12 protein-coding genes are annotated in these 16,954 nt (G+C 51.8%); 2 read left to right on the top strand and 10 right to left on the bottom strand.

The features are described from left to right. Window positions 1–92 precede the first annotated feature (92 nt). Window positions 93–740, bottom strand: coding sequence for a FusB/FusC family EF-G-binding protein (locus tag FC99_RS00805; RefSeq protein WP_048733048.1), 648 nt, complete (start codon window positions 738–740; stop codon window positions 93–95). 726 nt (window positions 741–1,466) lie between these two features. Here FC99_RS00805 and FC99_RS00800 point away from each other — a divergent pair. Beyond that, the gene (locus FC99_RS00800) at window positions 1,467–2,036 is read left to right on the top strand and encodes a sugar O-acetyltransferase (protein WP_048733049.1); all 570 of its coding nucleotides are present in this window, start codon (window positions 1,467–1,469) and stop codon (window positions 2,034–2,036) included. Between the two features lie 142 nt (window positions 2,037–2,178). Here the strand turns inward: FC99_RS00800 and FC99_RS00795 are convergent, their stop codons facing one another. The 3 genes from FC99_RS00795 to FC99_RS00785 all read right to left on the bottom strand — a co-directional run bounded on the left by FC99_RS00795 (window position 2,179) and on the right by FC99_RS00785 (window position 8,346). Further along, window positions 2,179–3,180 (bottom strand): GW dipeptide domain-containing protein, encoded by a 1,002-nt coding sequence (locus FC99_RS00795; protein WP_048733051.1) that lies wholly within the window; start codon window positions 3,178–3,180, stop codon window positions 2,179–2,181. Window positions 3,181–3,449: 269 nt separating this feature from the next. Next, window positions 3,450–4,868 (bottom strand): C69 family dipeptidase, encoded by a 1,419-nt coding sequence (locus FC99_RS00790; RefSeq protein ID WP_156166966.1) that lies wholly within the window; start codon window positions 4,866–4,868, stop codon window positions 3,450–3,452. Between the two features lie 727 nt (window positions 4,869–5,595). Beyond that, complete coding sequence (locus FC99_RS00785; protein ID WP_048733055.1) at window positions 5,596–8,346, bottom strand: HAD-IC family P-type ATPase; 2,751 nt, start codon at window positions 8,344–8,346, stop codon at window positions 5,596–5,598. A 264-nt stretch (window positions 8,347–8,610) separates the two neighbouring features. On the opposite strand from FC99_RS00785, the gene FC99_RS00780 reads away from it, so the two are divergent. Continuing rightward, window positions 8,611–9,585, top strand: coding sequence for a zinc-binding dehydrogenase (locus FC99_RS00780; RefSeq protein ID WP_048733058.1), 975 nt, complete (start codon window positions 8,611–8,613; stop codon window positions 9,583–9,585). 164 nt (window positions 9,586–9,749) lie between these two features. Here the strand turns inward: FC99_RS00780 and FC99_RS00775 are convergent, their stop codons facing one another. The 6 genes from FC99_RS00775 to FC99_RS00750 form a co-directional block, all read right to left on the bottom strand. Beyond that, window positions 9,750–11,306, bottom strand: a complete 1,557-nt coding sequence (locus FC99_RS00775) for a bifunctional metallophosphatase/5'-nucleotidase (protein WP_048733060.1) — start codon at window positions 11,304–11,306, stop codon at window positions 9,750–9,752. A 2-nt stretch (window positions 11,307–11,308) separates the two neighbouring features. Next, complete coding sequence (phnE, locus tag FC99_RS00770; RefSeq protein WP_156166900.1) at window positions 11,309–12,121, bottom strand: phosphonate ABC transporter, permease protein PhnE; 813 nt, start codon at window positions 12,119–12,121, stop codon at window positions 11,309–11,311. 1 nt (window position 12,122) lies between these two features. Then, window positions 12,123–12,917 carry a phosphonate ABC transporter, permease protein PhnE gene (gene phnE / locus FC99_RS00765; protein WP_048733062.1) on the bottom strand — a complete coding sequence of 265 codons (795 nt, stop codon included), beginning with the start codon at window positions 12,915–12,917 and terminating at the stop codon, window positions 12,123–12,125. Beyond that, window positions 12,914–13,681 (bottom strand): phosphonate ABC transporter ATP-binding protein, encoded by a 768-nt coding sequence (gene phnC / locus FC99_RS00760; RefSeq protein ID WP_048733064.1) that lies wholly within the window; start codon window positions 13,679–13,681, stop codon window positions 12,914–12,916. The genes phnE (FC99_RS00765) and phnC overlap by 4 nt, the downstream gene beginning before the upstream one ends. 202 nt (window positions 13,682–13,883) lie before the next feature. Further along, complete coding sequence (locus FC99_RS00755) at window positions 13,884–14,837, bottom strand: phosphate/phosphite/phosphonate ABC transporter substrate-binding protein (RefSeq protein WP_082153187.1); 954 nt, start codon at window positions 14,835–14,837, stop codon at window positions 13,884–13,886. Window positions 14,838–15,174: 337 nt separating this feature from the next. Then, complete coding sequence (locus FC99_RS00750) at window positions 15,175–16,023, bottom strand: aldo/keto reductase (protein WP_048733066.1); 849 nt, start codon at window positions 16,021–16,023, stop codon at window positions 15,175–15,177. Window positions 16,024–16,954 lie beyond the last annotated feature (931 nt).

Raw genomic sequence — 16,954 nt, 5'->3', positions numbered from 1 at the left:
GGTCCACAGCGGACTTTCACCGCCTAGTTAGCGCCCATGCCGGGCGCACACACAAAAGGCACGACCAAATTTGGCCGTGCCCACCATTAAATTTAACGTTTTGGCCGCACCACTGTGAGAAAATCAGTGAGTGCTTGCGGTTCAGTCAACTGCCGGTTACACTGCGCGCTGTCCCGGCAAATATAATTACCGTTACGCGTATACGTGCCCAGGCCAGATGTCTTCGTCGTAGAAACGAAGAGTGAGACGTTACCAATCGTATGGCAAATCGCACAAAGTCCCTTGATGGTCTCGGGGTTAAACTGCCCCTGAATCCCAATCAAACGGCCCTCGTACGGCGCAACCAGATACTTCTTCTGGTTACCGCCATCATTCCAGCCCAGATAGGTCAGCTGATGTAAGTTCAAGCTCCCCCATTCCGGTTGCTTGAGCTTCTTCACTTTGCGAAATAGCTTGCTCAGTTGCTTCGTCGTCAGCTGTGGAAATGGAATGACCAGTGGTTCGATCATGCCAATTAATTTTGCGGCAGCTTCACGGGTCAACCTATCTGGCTGTAATCCGTGGACAAAGGTTTGCGCCAACGGGTCGTCTACTGGCAACAGCGGTACGATACGTTCTAGCGTTGTGGCGCGAACCACTCCACGCATCTTGACATCGTTGACCGATAGATAGGCGCTGACCAGGTTGTTGACCTGCTGGGTAATATAACTATATTCGTAAGTGGTAATTGTTGGTTCCATAATTTTTGTGACGTCCTTTCAGATTTCAAACCTGACACTTCTCCGAAAGGTCCACTAGGAAAAGTGTCGCTAACAGACAGCACTCTTCCGTACTAATAACGATCCTAGTTGTGGCATCGTCTCATCATCTCCTCATCCTCAGCCAAGTTGGCTAAAGTAATTCGTAGTATACATTAAAACTTGTGGGCTGACAAGGCTAGTGTAAAATTGCCGCCCTATGGCTGTCAGAGATTCTGCCTATTGTGGGACGCTTCTAGCCCACTACTTGATAGCAACTGTTAAACCTACTAGATATCCCATGCGCCTAGCTTGGCTGTTAGTAAATCCCCATATCTATCGGCCGGTAAGGCGCCACCCCAAAACAAAAGAGAGTCTGGAATCTCTCCCAAACTCTCCCAGCGAACCAGCATTAGACTCATGTCAGTTACTCTTGATGGTAGTCGTCTGACATCATCCAAAATTTACTGCTAGCTGAGCACAAGTCGCGCCGACCGGCCTGCGTGGCTCAAGTTTATTCTAACAATTTGCTGGCCAACTAGCGGTAAAAACCCACTGGTTCGCTCGGCCAGTAAATTAAAGGGCCTCACTGCTTAACGCCCAAACAATTGGTAGTTCGGTCACAAGCCTTGTTATTGAATAAATCTACTATACAGTAATTAATCCGTATAAATTAAGCGCTTTCTATGCTAAAATACGAGTAAACAAACTCTGGAGGTAGACGGACACATGAAGACCGAAAAGGAAAAATTTTTAGCTGGTGAGCCCTACAATATCATGGACCCCGAACTGGCGGCTGACGAAACCAAGGCACGGCGGCTCTGTAAACTGATGAATGAACTAGACGATACGGCGACCGCGGAAAAGGATGGCCTCGTTCGCCAGCTCTTCGGCTCCGTCGGCAAGAGTCCTTGGGTGCAACCCAACTTCCGCTGTGACTTTGGCTACAACATCCATGTCGGCGACTACTTCATGTGTAACTATGACAATGTCATCTTGGACATCGCCCCAGTGACCATCGGCAATCACTGCATGATGGCGCCTCACGTCCAGATCTACTCGGCCTACCATCCGCTTGACCCGGCTGGCCGCGACGCCTTCATCGGCCTCGGCAAACCCGTCACGATTGGCGACCACGTCTGGATCGGTGGCGGCTCCGTCATCCTTCCCGGCGTCACGCTAGGCAACAACGTCGTGGTCGGCGCCAACTCCACCGTCACCAAGTCCTTCGGTGACAACGTGGTCATCGCTGGCAGTCCCGCCCGGGTGATTCGCGAGAACGTTCCTGAAAACAACTGAATTTGAATGCGGTGCGAGTGGCTCTACTTTCTGGTAGAACGACTCGCTTTTTTTGACCACACCTGCTATTTCTCAAAAAAGGTTGTCTCGACCACCCACCCATCGGGTAATCGACACAACCTTTTCACTTTAATTTTTTAGTTTAAGCGATCCAACCACCGGTGCTCAGCACACTCACACTACCGGTCGGCGTCACCTTGACCGTGTACCGGTACCCCTGGATATCGAAGTCGGCGTGGGCCTTGATATTCAAGTTCTTCGTTTTCTGCGTAAATGCCTGCGTGCTGACGACCTTACCATGGGCATTCCGGGTCGTCAATTTAACGGCCTTACCTGCCTGAAAATCGTAAATGGCCGTTTGGCTATCCTGCTGTAACAGGACGACCCGTTGCACGCTACCGTTTGCCGTGGCGACCCCGACCTTAACGTGACCAGCTTGGTCGACCGTTGTCGTGGCCGTAGTTACGGATAAATCCCGCGTCAATTCACGGTGCAACAGGTTCGGGTAAGTCCCCTTGATCACGGCGCTCACGGGTAACCAGCCGACCGCCTTGCCCGCAGCCGTTTCAAAGTAAAGGTACTGCTTCTTGCTGGTCGTCGTCAACGACTGAATCGCGTACAACGTCCGGTAGCCGTAGGAGTGACCATAATGGTTGGCTGCCGTGGCGCCCAACGTCTTCTTGGGCATGTTCCAAAAATCATTGTTCGTGTTTGGCGTCCAGTAAGCGGTCTTCTTCATGCTCGTCAGTTTACTGATCTGCTGATGAAACTTTAATTGACTCAGCGCCACGTAGCCGCCGACCAAAGTCGTATTAGCCTTGCTAGGGTTCGGTACGGCCGTCCCATGGGGCAAAGTCTTCGCCGTCACCTTAGCCAGGCGCACGTAACGTTTGCCATTGATCTTGACGACCTTGTCGACCGTCCACTGCTTCGTGGTACTCTTGTCGGTCCCCAAGACCGTGCTCTTCGCGTAAGCGGCGCGCGGGTAACTGTAAACCTTAGTTCCCTTGGCCTTAAACGTAAAGATTCGCTGTTGCGGGTACTCTGGCAACGCGACTTTCTTAGCCGCATGTGCCGATGTGATGCTCCCCCACAAAACTAATCCCAGACTCCCCGCCATTGCTAACTTGATCCAGCTCTTCATGCGTACTCCTCCTCAGAAGTTAATGTCAACATTGCTTCCTCAACTCATGTGCGTTTCCCCAAAACGGTTTGCCCTAGTCACATACCGTCCCATTAATTCATCAAAAAAATATTAAAGCAACTTTACTGAAGTATACACCAAAAGACAATTAATTGTACGCGATAATTGCTATCCGTAACAACTAATTGTCTTTTAGGCTTTATTTAGACGAATTTTGACTTGATTTTAAAACGTTTAATCTAAAAACTAATCGAACCATTCATGATTGATTACAGGTTTTGTCCCTTTTCCCAAACCGTCTTGGATAACAACAGGCCTTGCTTGACCAAATCGTTAAATAATTCATGAGTCCGCTTAGAAATTTCGCTGGCCGTTTCCAAGTTGCTCTGCGTCAGGTAGGTCGTGGCGTCGCCGGTGATGTTGTCATCGGTAGCCACAACCCGACCGCGGGCGTAGGATTGGCAGCTGTCGCGGAAGGCGTTGACCGTGGCGACGAACTCATGGAAATGAGGTTCGATCAGCACGGACAAGGTCTTGTTCAACCAGTACACGTTGTCGACAGAAACCTCGGTCGTCGTGTTCTTGTAGTCTTCCGGCGTGTCGTTGATGTTCGTGAAGAACGGCATATACGGTGCGTAGGCGAAGAAGCCCATGGCGACCCACTGAATCGCAGCGTGGTCGGCCGGCACATCATTTCTAATTTGCAAGATCGATGAGCATTGGTTCCGGTCCATCGCAATCGACCGGTACTTCTTCTGGTCATCGGCGCTACCGGAAGCAAACGTGCCAAACGGATCGTAAGGCGTGCCGTTGTAGTGGGAAGACAGGAAGAATTGCACGTCTTCAATGGCGAGCTTCTTGGCTGGCTTACGGGTAAATGGCATGTCTTGGTCGGTCGGTTGTTGATCCGTAATTTCTGGATTAAATAACTTTTGACCGTACCAGGTCCGGGGCGTGTTGTAGTACGCGTCGTCTTCACCGTGGGTCCCAAAAATTTCGCGGAAGTTAAAGGTGCCTGGCACTGGATTCAAGTGATGTTGCTCAACAAAGTCCACTAAGTCCGTGGCAACCAGGAAGTTATCGGTATCGTTCAAATCGACCTCTTGCATCAACGTCTGGTTAGGCGCGATGGCGTAGGTGTCTTCTGGCAACCGCATTGCGGCCCAGTGATGGCCCCCAGCCGTTTCCAAATACCAGATGTCATTGTGGTCGTTGAAGGAAATACTGTTGCTTTCGCCAGTTCCGTACTTTTCAATCAGGGCACCCAGACGTTGGGCCCCCTCTTTAGCACTCTTAATGTATGGCAAAACCAGAGTGATCATGGCTTCTTCGTTGATTCCATCGTCGACGAGTGGATCATATCCCAGCACGCGGGCGTTGGTGGCCGTGGTCTCGGTGGCACTCATGCCGACGTTCAATTCGTTAATGCCGGCTTCTTCATATTGGCCGTCACTCTGGTCAGCCTGTGGCGTCCCCGTATAGCGGTAGGCGTGGTCGGGCAATGGCACGTTAACGCCAGTCGTAATTGACGTGAACGATGCCCCCTGTTGGTCTACTGCTGGGTGGACCACAAACTTGATAGGATTGATGGGGCCGTAACCGTCCTCGTTACGCGCCACAATCGTGGAACCGTCCATGCTAGCGGCTTTACCCACTAAAATCTCAGTACAATCGGAACTCTTCTTCATCATTTGATGTTCCGCCCCCTTCTTCATTCTAGTATAAGATTAACTTTTGATTAGAGCTAGGGATTTCGCAAAATTCACTTGGAATCTTGGGGTCAACTGGTTCGGGTCAAGGGCTGGCCTTCGCCTGCGGTGGTTCAGGGGGTCACGCTGTGGGGACCGCCTGAAGCCTGAGGAGCGGTCTTCAGGCTCGACTTGGCGCCACGGTCGCCAAGCTCGTCCCGTGCTGTAGGCCGGAAAAAAGCTCCGGCCAACACCACCGACACGGCGTTCTCCCCTGACCACCTCCGGCTTCGGCCGTGCTTGACCCCAACTTGAACCGCTGGATTACCAGTGGTTTTGCGAGTCCTAGCTGTATTCCAGTTGTCGTTGTTGGCGACCTTTGTATGACCTGGTATGTGTGAGTTGCTAAATTTGCGAAAAAAAAGAGGCTAGACAATTTCTGTCCAGTCTCTCCATTTCATTAGATTATCGATTGAAATATTGAAAGGCAAACCGTATGCCCTGTATCAGTTGCCAGCGAGCAACAATGTAAGCCGAGAGGTCGCCAGATATGGGCTCAGGCGCGTCGTTCTGCTTAGTCGGCGTTTTTTTAGCCGGCTTAGCAGAAAACCAACCTTGAAGACTCGTGCTTTTCGTGGCTTCAAGTTGCGTTCGCACCGTTCCAGCCCATATCTGGCGGCCGGTAAGGCGAAGAGACCACTAGGTTGCCCAATATTCGCTTAACGGATTAGAAGTTGCGCTGCTCCCGTGAAATGGTGCTGGCGTCGATACGGTGCCGGATGGCCTTCGCAATTTCCGTGACGATCAGGACGATGGCTCCCGCGATGATTGGGATGCCCCAACCATAATGGAAGTTGACGCTGGTCGTGTGGAAGACACCCTGCATGGCTGGCCAGTAGATGATCATGGCTTGTAACGCCATTAGGATAGCCACGATGACAAAGCTCATCTTGTTTCTGAAGAAGTATTTCGACAGCACAGGGTGGTCATTTTGCAGGTTGAACAGATAGAAGACCTTCCCGAAGATGATCACGTTCAGCGTCATCGTGCTCCCGATAACGGCCGAGAGTCCTTGCGCCGTCAATAAGTCGTAGGCAAACATTCCCAGCCCGGAGATCAGTAGCGACACGTAGGTGACCTCAAAGACGTCCAACTTGGATAAAATTCCGCGCGTCACGTCTCGGGGCCCCCGCTTCATAATGCCGCTTTCGGCCGGTTCGAAGATGAAAGCAAATTGAATCGTCAAGGCGGATACCATGTTGATCCACAACAGTTGGGTCGGGAACAGTGGCAGCTCTTGGTCCATCAGGATACTCAAGACCACAATCAATCCTTCGGCAAAACTAGTTGGGAGGAGGAAACGAATCGTCTTGCGAATGTTATCGAAGACGTGCCGACCTTCCCGCACAGCGCCCAGAATCGACGTGAAGTCATCATCGGCCAAGACCATGTCGGCGGAATCCTTGGCGACATCGGTTCCCCGAATCCCCATGGCGACCCCGATGTCGGCCTGCTTCAGTGCGGGCGCATCGTTGACCCCATCACCCGTCATCGAAACCACGTGACCGCGCGCTTGTTGCGCCTTCACGATTCGCAGTTTATCGGCCGGTGTTGTCCGTGCAAACACGGTGTACTTATCGATTTGGCTCGCTAATTCTTCATCACTTAATTCGGCCAGTTCCGGTCCGGTAATGGCGCGCGCCTGTTCCGACAGGTTCAACTGTTGGGCAATCGCAGCGGCCGTTTCGGGGTCGTCACCGGTGATCATTTTCACCTTGATACCGGCGTAACGTAACTGACGGACGGCATCGGCCACACCAGGACGTGGCGGGTCGATGATACCGGCCATCCCGGCTAAATGAAAGTTCTGGCCCACGGCGATATCGTCAACTTCGACGGCATCCGCAGCAACCGGTTGGTAACCCAGAGCCACCACCCGTTTTCCTTGGCGGGTCAGCTGTGACAAACGCTGTTGCCAAGCGTCTTCATCGACGGCCTCACCCTGTTCACGCATCAAGCGCGTCAAGGTTTGTGGTGCCCCCTTGACCAGCAGGTAGCGCTGGCCGTTATGGTCAACTAACCGTGCCGAGTAGCGGATGGCGGAGTCGAATGGTAGTGAATCGATTTCTTGTGGGTCAGGGTCGACGCCCACCAACTTGTGGTAAAGCGCGGTCAAGGCCCCATCGGTCGGTTCCCCGGTCAGCACCCACTGGCCCTCTTCCTCATGGAATTCGGCGTCAGAGGTCTGGCCGGCAATTTGGACCAACCATTCGAGGTCAGGGTCGGCCTGCCAGTCGACATCTTGACCCTCGTCATTTTGCACCTGACCGGCGGCATCGTAACCCACACCAGACACGGTATAGGTGTCAGCGGTGGTCAAAATGTCGGTCACGGTCATTTCGTTTTTCGTCAACGTCCCGGTCTTGTCGGTGTTAACGATATCCACGGCCCCCAGCGTTTCCACGGCGGGCAGTGTCTTAACGATCACATTTTGCTTAGTCATCTGCTGGGTCCCCATGGCGAGGACGACCGACGTGCTGGCCGGCAACCCTTCAGGCATCGACCCCACGACCATCGTAATGACGGCGACTAACAGAACGGGCAAACTGTAAACTTTGGTAACCATCCCCAAGATAAATAGGAGGACTGCCGCAACTAAAATCGCGATGGATAACCCAAGACCTAAGCCGTTCAGGTTCTTCATCAATGGTGTTGCTTGTTGCTTAACTTCCGCAACGTTTTGTTGGATGTGACCAATTTCGGTCTGAGCACCGGTCACGGTCACGATACCGCGACCAGACCCATTGGTGACGGCCGTTGAGGCGAAGGCCTGGTTCGACCGTTCGGCCAACGGCAAATTGGCAGTGGGTAAGGGATCTTCTCCCTTAAGCACCGAGTCAGTTTCACCGGTCAAGGCGGACTCCTGGATCTTTAAGTTATCCGCGCTGATCAGTCGGAGGTCGGCGGGAACGGTATCCCCGGCTTCCAACTGAACAATGTCTCCCGTCACCAGTTCGCGAGCGGGCAGATTAATTTTCTGTCCGTCCCGAATCACGACGGCTTCGGAGACTAAGAGGGCCTTGATGCGGTCCAGAGCATTATCCGCTGAACGTTCCTGAAAATAGCCAATGAAAGCGTTGGCGATGATGACCAGTCCGATAACGATTGAATCGGAATAATGATGCATCAGCAGCGTGACCAAGGCGGCAGCCGCCAAAATGTAGATGATGGAGTTGTTGAACTGCTTCAAGAAGCGCAACAGGTTCGATTGCTTCTTAGCGGTCAGTTCGTTGGGGCCGTTTTGTGCGAGACGTTGCTTTGCCTCAGCGGTCGTCAACCCCGATTCTTCATCGGTGGCGTACTCAACAAGTAAGGACTCAGTCGAGCGTTGCCATAGTGGCGGCTGCTGGCTGGGTCCAGGGTCAGTGGTTTCTGCTTCGGTTGTGGTTGAAACGGTTGCTTCAGGTTCTTGTGCCATATAAATAAATCTTCCTTTCTTGATAAAAACTAACGATTAGCGGTCCGGTATTGGGAGTGCTGCAAACGATCGGTGCAAGACGTCCACCTCCAAATCTCATTTTTAGTTAATTTATTTTACCAAGTTTTCATGAAAATTGCATCCATTTAGAGGGTAATGCAATCTAAATTTAATACTGGGCGTGAATAGGTAACGGTGCAAGGCTTTCATTTTTAACGAATTTCCCTTAAGCTAAGCCTATGCCAATCAAAGGACTGATAATAGATGCAAGCTTGGACGATTACCGGGGCTGGTCCCCACAGGCTCAATGAGTTACAGCTTCAAGATATGCCGGCACCCACACCACGGGCCGGTGAGCTACAGGTGCGCGTACACGCGGTCGGCCTGAATCCCGCCGACTACAAGGTCATCGAAGGCGGTTCATGGCAAACGCCCCACGTCATTGGGATGGATGTCGCCGGTGAAATCACCCGAATCGGCGCTGAGGTGACCGGGTTTAGTGTGGGTGAGCGCGTCTTCTATCATGGTGACCTGCGGCGGTCGGGCAGCCTAGCCGAATTTACCGTCACCCGTAGCTGGTCCGTCGCCAAGATTCCGGTCGGCGTGTCCTATGAACAGGCCGCGGCCAGTCTATGCGGCACGCTGACCGCCTATCAGGCCCTCTATCGTAAAGCAAATTTGCGGCTGGCTCGGACGGTCTTGATCCACGCGGGTGGCGGCGCCGTGGGCTTGGCCGCCCTGCAATTTGCCCATCAACTCGGGTTGACCACGATTACGACGACTTCCGCGCGCAAACGACCTCTGATTGAGCGGGTGGGGGCCGATGTTATCATCGACTATCACACCGAAAACGTGACCGAACGAGTTCTCGCCGCAACTAACGGCCGGGGCGTTGACCTTAGCATCAACACGATTGGTGGCGAAGAGCTGGCGGCCGATGTTGACCGTCTCGCCTACAACGGTCAGCTTATTGCCGTGGGCGATGGCTACCCGCAACACTTTGATTTTGACGGTAAGGCACTGGGGCTAACACGCTCGGGATTGGGCGGTGTGTATCGGTCGAACGATTTCACCAGCATTCACGACTTGGCGACCATGGCAACGACGGTTGGCGACTTACTGGCCGCCGGTAAATTCGACCCCGTGATCGATCAGGTCTTGCCGTTTGACCAGGCCCAAGCTGGACTGATGACGCTCCAGTGCGGTGAAAATCTGGGAAAGATCGTGGTTCAGATCTAATCATATGTATGCCAAAGGGCCTGGGACGAAATCCCAGACCCTTTAGTGTCTCCGAATTTATATTGTGGAAATGTGCGCCAAAGGGCAATCAACGCCGCTTAATCCCAATCGACAAGCATTCCCAGGCCTGGATTATTCGTCGATTGCCGTTAAATGCTCATTTCCTAATAATCCACTCTAAAATTGGTTTGCGGTTTCCCGGTCACCACCGGATGGACCTCGAAGTATTGCATGATGAGTTCGGCCATATCCACGTTGACCTCCCGGATGACCTTGGCTGGTGAGAACATCGGGTAATCACCGCCCCCGTTGCCGCGGTACTGGTTCATGGCAACGTCCAACTGGTCAGTCGGCTGAACCGCACGACCGTGGTACTTCAACGACACCACCCGACTACCCCGCGGTTGCGTTAGGTCAAAGCGGTAATCCAACCCACTATAGATATCGTAGTTGTACAGTTCCACTTTGGGGGTCGTAAAGGCCGTGGCAACCCCAACTTGGTGATCGGCCTGAATCTCGAAGAAACTGGCACACCGTTCTAGCGCCAACTTCACGTCCGCTCCGGTCAAGCGTTCGACCACCAGCGTATTAGGATAAGGATAACTATTCAACAGCTGGCGTAGCGAGACGTTCCGGTCAAAACCATGGACCTCATCGTTAAACAGTGCCGTCGCCGCGATGTCCGTCACGCCCGCAGCCATTTCGACCTGATTAATAAATCGCAGGTATGGGTGGCCGTGAAGCCGAGCGGCCATGGGGTCCGTGACCGCTAAGCTAGTCCCCGTGATCTGGCCGACTGGCTGGTCTAGCCACGTTTCGACTTTGTCCTGAACCGGTTGGGTGAGCTGCATCAACGTCACATCCAGTTCCACCCCCGCCGTTGGTAATAACCGTGCTGACCGCTTAGTTATCCGGTGATTTTCATCCAGCTCCAGGTCGATGCACCCCACTGCAATCCCCTTGTCGCCGGGTTGGGTTGTGGGCACCCCCTGATAGACGCCGGCAATCTGGCGGTGCTGGTGCCCCGTCACCAACGCATCGATTCCGGGCACCTCCGCCAGCAACTGATAGCCTTCATTTTCGCCGGTCTGCCGTTCGGTCGGCACGCCGGTCGCCGGGTCGGCCTCAAAGCCCCCATGATAAGCCACGATAACGATATCGGCTTGTTGCCGTAGCTCGGGAACCAAACGACGGGCGGTGGCAACGGCCGGTTCAAAGGTCAGGCCAGCAATGTTACTAGCCCGCTCCCAAACTGGCACATAGGCTGTAGTCAATCCCAGAATGGCAATCTTAATTCCCTGCTTTGTCACAATCTTATAGGGGGCATCGAGAATGCGTTGATTCTGACCGCCAACGATATTGGCACCCAACAGCGGATAGGTCCGCTTGGCCTCCGCTGCACGGATGTAGGCCAGGCCGTAATTAAACTCATGGTTACCCAGCACCCCCGCATCGTAGTGCATGGCGCCCGTAATCCGGGTGAGTAAATCTTGTTCCGCGGCCGGTTGTTTAGCTAAGTAGGTCGCAAACGGCGCCCCCTGTAGCCAGTCACCATTTTCAATCGTGACCATCACGTTATCCGCTCCTGCCGTCGCTTGGGCCTGCCGAATCACCGTAGCTGCCTTTAACATACCGTAAGGATGTCGATCCGTCAGCGTACTGTAGTCCGTGGGGTAAACGTAACCGTGCACGTCACTGGTCGATAGGATTTGGATATGCATGGTTAAATCAACTTCTTTCGTAATTGTTCAGACAGTGAGTCGATCAGTAGGACCATGACCACAATGCCAAGAAGGATAATGCCGACTTTGGACCAGTCTCGCGTTTGAATGGCGAAAATCATCGGCGTTCCAATCCCACCAGCGCCAACCATCCCTAAGATGGAAGCCGAACGCACGGCTATTTCAAACCGATACAGCGTGTATGACAGAAACTCTGGCATAATCGTCGGAATCGTTGCCAACGCGAAGACTTGACCGGATCGACCGCCGGCACTAATAATGGCCTCTTCCGAACCACGATCCATATTTTCAATGGCTTCACCAAATAACTTGCCCAGCATCCCCACCGAATGGACACTGACGGCCAAGACCCCGGCATAGGACCCGGGACCAACGGCTTTAATGAACATGATGGCTAAAACAATTTCTGGAAATGTCCGGATCAGCGTCAGAACCACTTTCCCACTACCAGAACGCAGAAAGTACCGTTCCTTCGGTCCACGTGCCGCCCAAAAGGCAAACGGCACACTGATCAAAGCCGAGACAATCGTGCCGAGAAAGGCAATCGCCAACGTCTGTAAAATCAAGGAGACCAGGTCTTCACCACTGCCATCATAGACGTAGGACCACGTCGGATGGACCAACCCGTGTAGAATCGATTTTGAGACCGCGGACGCTGATTCCTGAAAGCCGGTAAATTTTAGGCCGTTGATCGTCCAAAAATAAATGAGGCCAATGACCAGTACCCAAAGCAGCCAACCCCACCGTTGCCACAGCGAGTGCCGCCGAGAAGGAGTCGTAATTGTTGTTTGCATATTAAAGAAGAACCCTCCTTAGGTGGTTGCTGACACCGTCAATGACCAGCACGACAACCAACGTTGCTAAGATAATGACCGCCGTTTGGTTGTAGTTGAACTCATTTAACGACCGTTGCAAGAAAACCCCAATCCCGCCGGCCCCCAAGTACCCCAGGACGGTTGACGCCCGGACGTTAATTTCTAGGGTGTACAGGAAGTAGCTAATAAATTGGTTTAGAATCTGTGGCAACACCGCATACCAAATAATGGTGATTTTCGTGGCCCCAACGGATTCCAGTGCTTCCAATGGTCCCATATCGATGGTCTCAATGACCTCGTAGAATAGCTTGGACACCATCCCGAAGGAGAAAATTGCTAGGGTGATGACCCCGGCCGTCGACCCAATCCCAAAGATAGCAACGAAAATCGCCGCTAATAGTAAGTCGGGCAACGTCCGGACCAGATCCAAGAACAGCCGCGTTAACCCCCGTAACCAGCGGTTATGAATCAGGTTGCTGGCACTCAAGACGGCAAAGGGAATCGCAAATGCCGCCCCAATCGTCGTTCCCAGAACGGCCATCTGAATCGTTTCCAGCAACGGCTGAATGATGACCGTCGTGTAGTCCCAAGCGGGGTTGGACATCCGCACCAGTAAGTTCGTGAACTGGCCCAGGTTGCTAAAGAACATGCCCACGTTGACCCCCGTCATTTGGGCAGAACCAACCAGCAAGAACAAGAGGAGCACGGTCCAGCCGATACCCTTTACGTGGTAGCGTTGTGCCCAGGAGCGCCGTGGAATCGTCGGTGTACTCATGCCTTTTCCCCCTCTGCTTGATAGATCTGGTCCAAATCTTCCACCGTGACGTTGGCAATTGGTTGGTCATAGACGAGCTGACCAGCCCGTAACCCCACGATTCGGTCGGCATATTCCCGGGCCAACGCGACCGAGTGCAAGTTCACGATGACCGTGATGCCGTCTTCTTGGTTCAAGCGCTTCAGGGTATCCATGACCGTCTTGGTGGTCAGGGGATCCAGCGAGGCCACGGGTTCATCTGCCAAAATGATCTTGGGGTCCTGCATCAAGGTCCGGGCAATGGCGACCCGTTGCTGCTGCCCACCAGAAAGCTCATCAGCTCTGGTGTAGAGTTTTTCGGCCAAATTGACCCGTTCCAAGGAATGCACCGCTTTTTCCTTGTCCGCCTTGCTGAAGAGCCCCAAAATCGTTTTCCAAGTCGGGTAGTAACTCACGCGACCCGATAGAACATTTTTCTCCACGCTCGATCGATTGATCAGATTGAAGCCTTGAAAAATCATCCCAATCTTGCGCCGCAACAGCCGCAATGCCTTGCCCTTGTAGTCACTGATAGATTCATTTTCTACTGTAATCTCCCCGGACGTAATCTCGTGCATCCGGTTGATGGTCCGTAGCAGGGTACTCTTGCCGGCTCCGGAAAGCCCGACGACGACCAGAAACTGACCACGGGGAATGTCAAAACTGATATCCTTGAGGCCCACGGTGCCATTGCTATAAACCTTGTTGACGCCTTTAAATGAAATAATCGGTGCTGCTTGCTCCATAGTTGGTTCCCCCGTTATTAAAAAAGTAGTGAGGTACGGTGTCGCTGCCCTCACTACTTCTGCTGTCTAATCTTCTGTTAAGACACTACATCTGCTCCGTAAGGCCTCACAATCCAAGCCAATCGGTCAACTGAACAAGAGCCGCTAATCCTGCTAACCATCAGATTTTACTAAAAATCGTGGGCAACCTTACCGCGACGGCCTACTTATCAAGCTTTTGAATCTGCTTGTCGTAGTCACGAATGATGTTAAAGGTACTGTCCTTCGCATCTACGTAGCCTTCGTGTGAGTAGACACTAGAGATGATGGCGTGCCCCTTCTTAGTCTTCGCGATTGCCTTAAACGCTTCAGCAATCTTCTTTTGCCATTTGGCACTCATGTCGCCACGCACCGTGATCGTATCGTTAGGAATCTTAGCGGTCGTGTAAATTGGGACGACTTGACTCATGATATCCTTGTCATCCTTCTTGACTAAATTCCGGGCACCTTGGAAGACAAAGGCCGCGTCGGTGTTCTTATTGTAAACGGAAAGGACACCTTGGTCGTGACCCTTGACCGTGACCGTCTGAATATTGTCCTTGTTGATGTTGATGCCATGCTTCAGCAGTTCAACGGCAGGGTAGATCCAGCCGGCAGTCGATGTGGTATCTTGAACGGCAATCTTCTTACCCTTCAGATCCTTCAACGTCTTGATACCACTGTCCTTACGAACCAAAATCTGGGAGCGGTAGTAGTTGACCAATTGCTTCGTTGGTTGGTCGTTAGGTTCTTTGATTCCGAACCGTTCGGCCTGTAAGAGCACTTTGTCTCCATATTGCTTATGTGCAAGGACGTAGGCATCAGGCGGCAGGAAGCCAACATCGACCTTCTTTGACCCCATGGCCTCAACGATCGTATTGTAGTCGGTCGAGACGCTAACCTTAACCGGAATCCCCAATTGTTTCTTCAACAGACCCTCTAACGGTTTGGCCTTCGCCTCAATCGTCCCCGCGTTAGATGACGGTACAAATTCAACCGTCAACTGCTTTGGCGTGTAGCCTTGCTTGGAACTTGAACTCGTGCTGCTGGTTGCCTTCCCACAGGCAGCCAAACCAGCTGGCAGTAGCAATAATGCTGCTGCAATCAAGAGTAATTTCCCCTTACCCTTTAAGTGCATCGAACTCACTCCTCAGATTATGTCGTATGGCTCTTTTAAGACACTTTTTATTCTACCAGAAGAACGAACTTTTACAATGATTTTATTATTTTTAGTTCGTTATTAAAATAGTTATAACGAGTCACAGCGGCATTCTTTAAAAAGTAAAACGAGAAACCTGAACATTAATTAATTTAATTATTTAATGTATTTTGATGGCCTTTCCGCTAAAACTTAAGGTCACTACTAGACCAGCACCATCATTTAGCCAAAAAGTGACTAAAAGGAGCCAACGTTTTCTGCCCTAATGGATGGCAAAAGCGTTGGCTCCCTGTTTAAAATTTACTGATCGTTTACATTAGCCCTGCGTCGCGTTGTGACCATGATCCGTGGCCGTATCCGCCATCGCATTCAATCTCGCCATGTCGGCCGCGTTAATCGAAAAGTCCAATTGCGCGTTGGCTTCGATGTGGGCTTGGCTCGTGGCCTTTGGCAATGGCAAGACACCATTTTCCAAGACAAACCGTAATGCCAGCTGGGCTGGTGAAACGTGATACTTGTTCGCCATTTCCTTAACGTCGGCATTTTCCAGCATGTCGCCAGTTGCCAGTGGTGAATAGGCTTCGACCAACATGTTATGGTCTTGCGCGAACTTCGTGATCTTAGGTTCCGTGAAGCCCACGTAGTACTGAATCTGGTCGACCATTGGCGCAACTTCGGCGTAGTTCAAGACATTTTGCAGGTCGTGCACGTCAAAATTAGAGACCCCAATGGCTTTGGCCTTGCCGCTAGCATAAATCTTTTCCATCGCCCGCCAAACATCACGGTTACCCTGATCGCAGTCCTTACCAATTTTTGCCCATGGCCACGGTGCGTGAATCAGGTACAGGTCAACATAGCCCACGTCCAGGTTCTTCATGGTCGTGTCAAACGCGTCCAATGCGCCTTGGTAAGTCTTCACTTCGGCCGGTAGCTTCGTCGTCACAAAGATCTCTTTGCGGTCGATACCGGAATCACGAATGGCTTTTCCCACACTGGATTCGTTGGCATAGGCCTTCGCCGTATCGATGTGCCGATACCCCGTCTTCAGCGCGTTAGCTACCGCGTCGTAAGCCGTATCGCCACCGGGAATTTGCCAAGTACCAAAACCAACTTGGGGAATCTGCGTCCCGTTAGCTAAGTTGAACGTATCCGTTAATACTGACATAGCAAAACCTCCAATTGTATTAGACCTGCCGCGCGTTCGCCGCAATGAGCAACTCGCTGCATATCCTAAAACGTGTCCAGCCAAAACGTTTAGTTATTTAATCAATCAACCGATCACGTTCTATCATGAATAATTATACGCCCGGCTACCCACCCAAAGGCAATTATTCCGTCAAAAGCCAGCAATCATTTATAGTATAACTATTCTTTAAAACTGAATTGGAAAATTGTAATATTACAAATTGCCAGAATCGCCCAAAGCCCTTGATTTCTTTGTTATTATAAAGATGTCGTAAAACAATTGCTTAACAAACTGACGACAAACTAAAGCTTTTTTGGTAACAGTCAACGAAGTACCCGGAAAATGCTTCGTTGGTCACTGTCCCCAATTGAATATTAATCTCATTGAATCAGACTAAATCCCAGTTCGATTCAATGGGGTTAATTTTTTTGCGCTGAAATAGTCGTTTCGTGAATTGGCCGCACGCTAGCTCCAATTGTGTTTTACCATGACAATTGTTGGGCTAAAGGTTGAAAGTTCCAAAATGCCAGTCATGCCTGCTCTAACAACAACAGTGAGACTAAAACTAGGCAACCTGGTGTGCCCTTCGCCTTACCGGCCGGCAGATATGGGCTGGAGCGGTGCGAACACAACTTGAAGCCTCGAAAGAACCGAGTCTACAAGGTTGGTTTTCTGCTAAGCCGGCAAGAAACGCCGACCAAGCAGAACGACGCGCCTGAGCCCATATCTGCCGACCTCTCGGCTTACACAGTGTGCGTAGACGACGGAGATAATGACTGTAATAATCGTTATAGATTGGACCGGAAGCGCTAAGCCTCCATGTCTTCCGACTGCTGTCGTTGTAAAGCACAGTTAGAGCCGGAGGAGGACAGGGATGCAGCCAGCCGTGGAGGTGGTGTTAGCTGGCGAT

This window comes from Levilactobacillus koreensis JCM 16448 (genome assembly GCF_001435525.1).
Classification (GTDB): domain Bacteria; phylum Bacillota; class Bacilli; order Lactobacillales; family Lactobacillaceae; genus Levilactobacillus; species Levilactobacillus koreensis.
The sequence above is the reverse complement of the archived record's forward strand: the minus strand, read 5'-3'. Positions and strand labels throughout refer to the sequence as shown.

Bases quoted from the DNA above. Each gene is read 5' to 3' on its own strand.
- FC99_RS00790 (WP_156166966.1), bottom strand. From the start codon at position 4,868: ATGAAGAAGAGTTCCGATTGTACTGAGATTTTAGTGGGTAAAGCCGCT.
- FC99_RS00795 (WP_048733051.1), bottom strand. From the start codon at position 3,180: ATGAAGAGCTGGATCAAGTTAGCAATGGCGGGGAGTCTGGGATTAGTT.
- FC99_RS00750 (WP_048733066.1), bottom strand. From the start codon at position 16,023: ATGTCAGTATTAACGGATACGTTCAACTTAGCTAACGGGACGCAGATT.
- FC99_RS00780 (WP_048733058.1), top strand. From the start codon at position 8,611: ATGCAAGCTTGGACGATTACCGGGGCTGGTCCCCACAGGCTCAATGAG.
- FC99_RS00755 (WP_082153187.1), bottom strand. From the start codon at position 14,837: ATGCACTTAAAGGGTAAGGGGAAATTACTCTTGATTGCAGCAGCATTA.
- phnC (WP_048733064.1), bottom strand. From the start codon at position 13,681: ATGGAGCAAGCAGCACCGATTATTTCATTTAAAGGCGTCAACAAGGTT.
- phnE (WP_048733062.1), bottom strand. From the start codon at position 12,917: ATGAGTACACCGACGATTCCACGGCGCTCCTGGGCACAACGCTACCAC.
- FC99_RS00775 (WP_048733060.1), bottom strand. From the start codon at position 11,306: ATGCATATCCAAATCCTATCGACCAGTGACGTGCACGGTTACGTTTAC.
- FC99_RS00800 (WP_048733049.1), top strand. From the start codon at position 1,467: ATGAAGACCGAAAAGGAAAAATTTTTAGCTGGTGAGCCCTACAATATC.
- FC99_RS00805 (WP_048733048.1), bottom strand. From the start codon at position 740: ATGGAACCAACAATTACCACTTACGAATATAGTTATATTACCCAGCAG.
- phnE (WP_156166900.1), bottom strand. From the start codon at position 12,121: ATGCAAACAACAATTACGACTCCTTCTCGGCGGCACTCGCTGTGGCAA.
- FC99_RS00785 (WP_048733055.1), bottom strand. From the start codon at position 8,346: ATGGCACAAGAACCTGAAGCAACCGTTTCAACCACAACCGAAGCAGAA.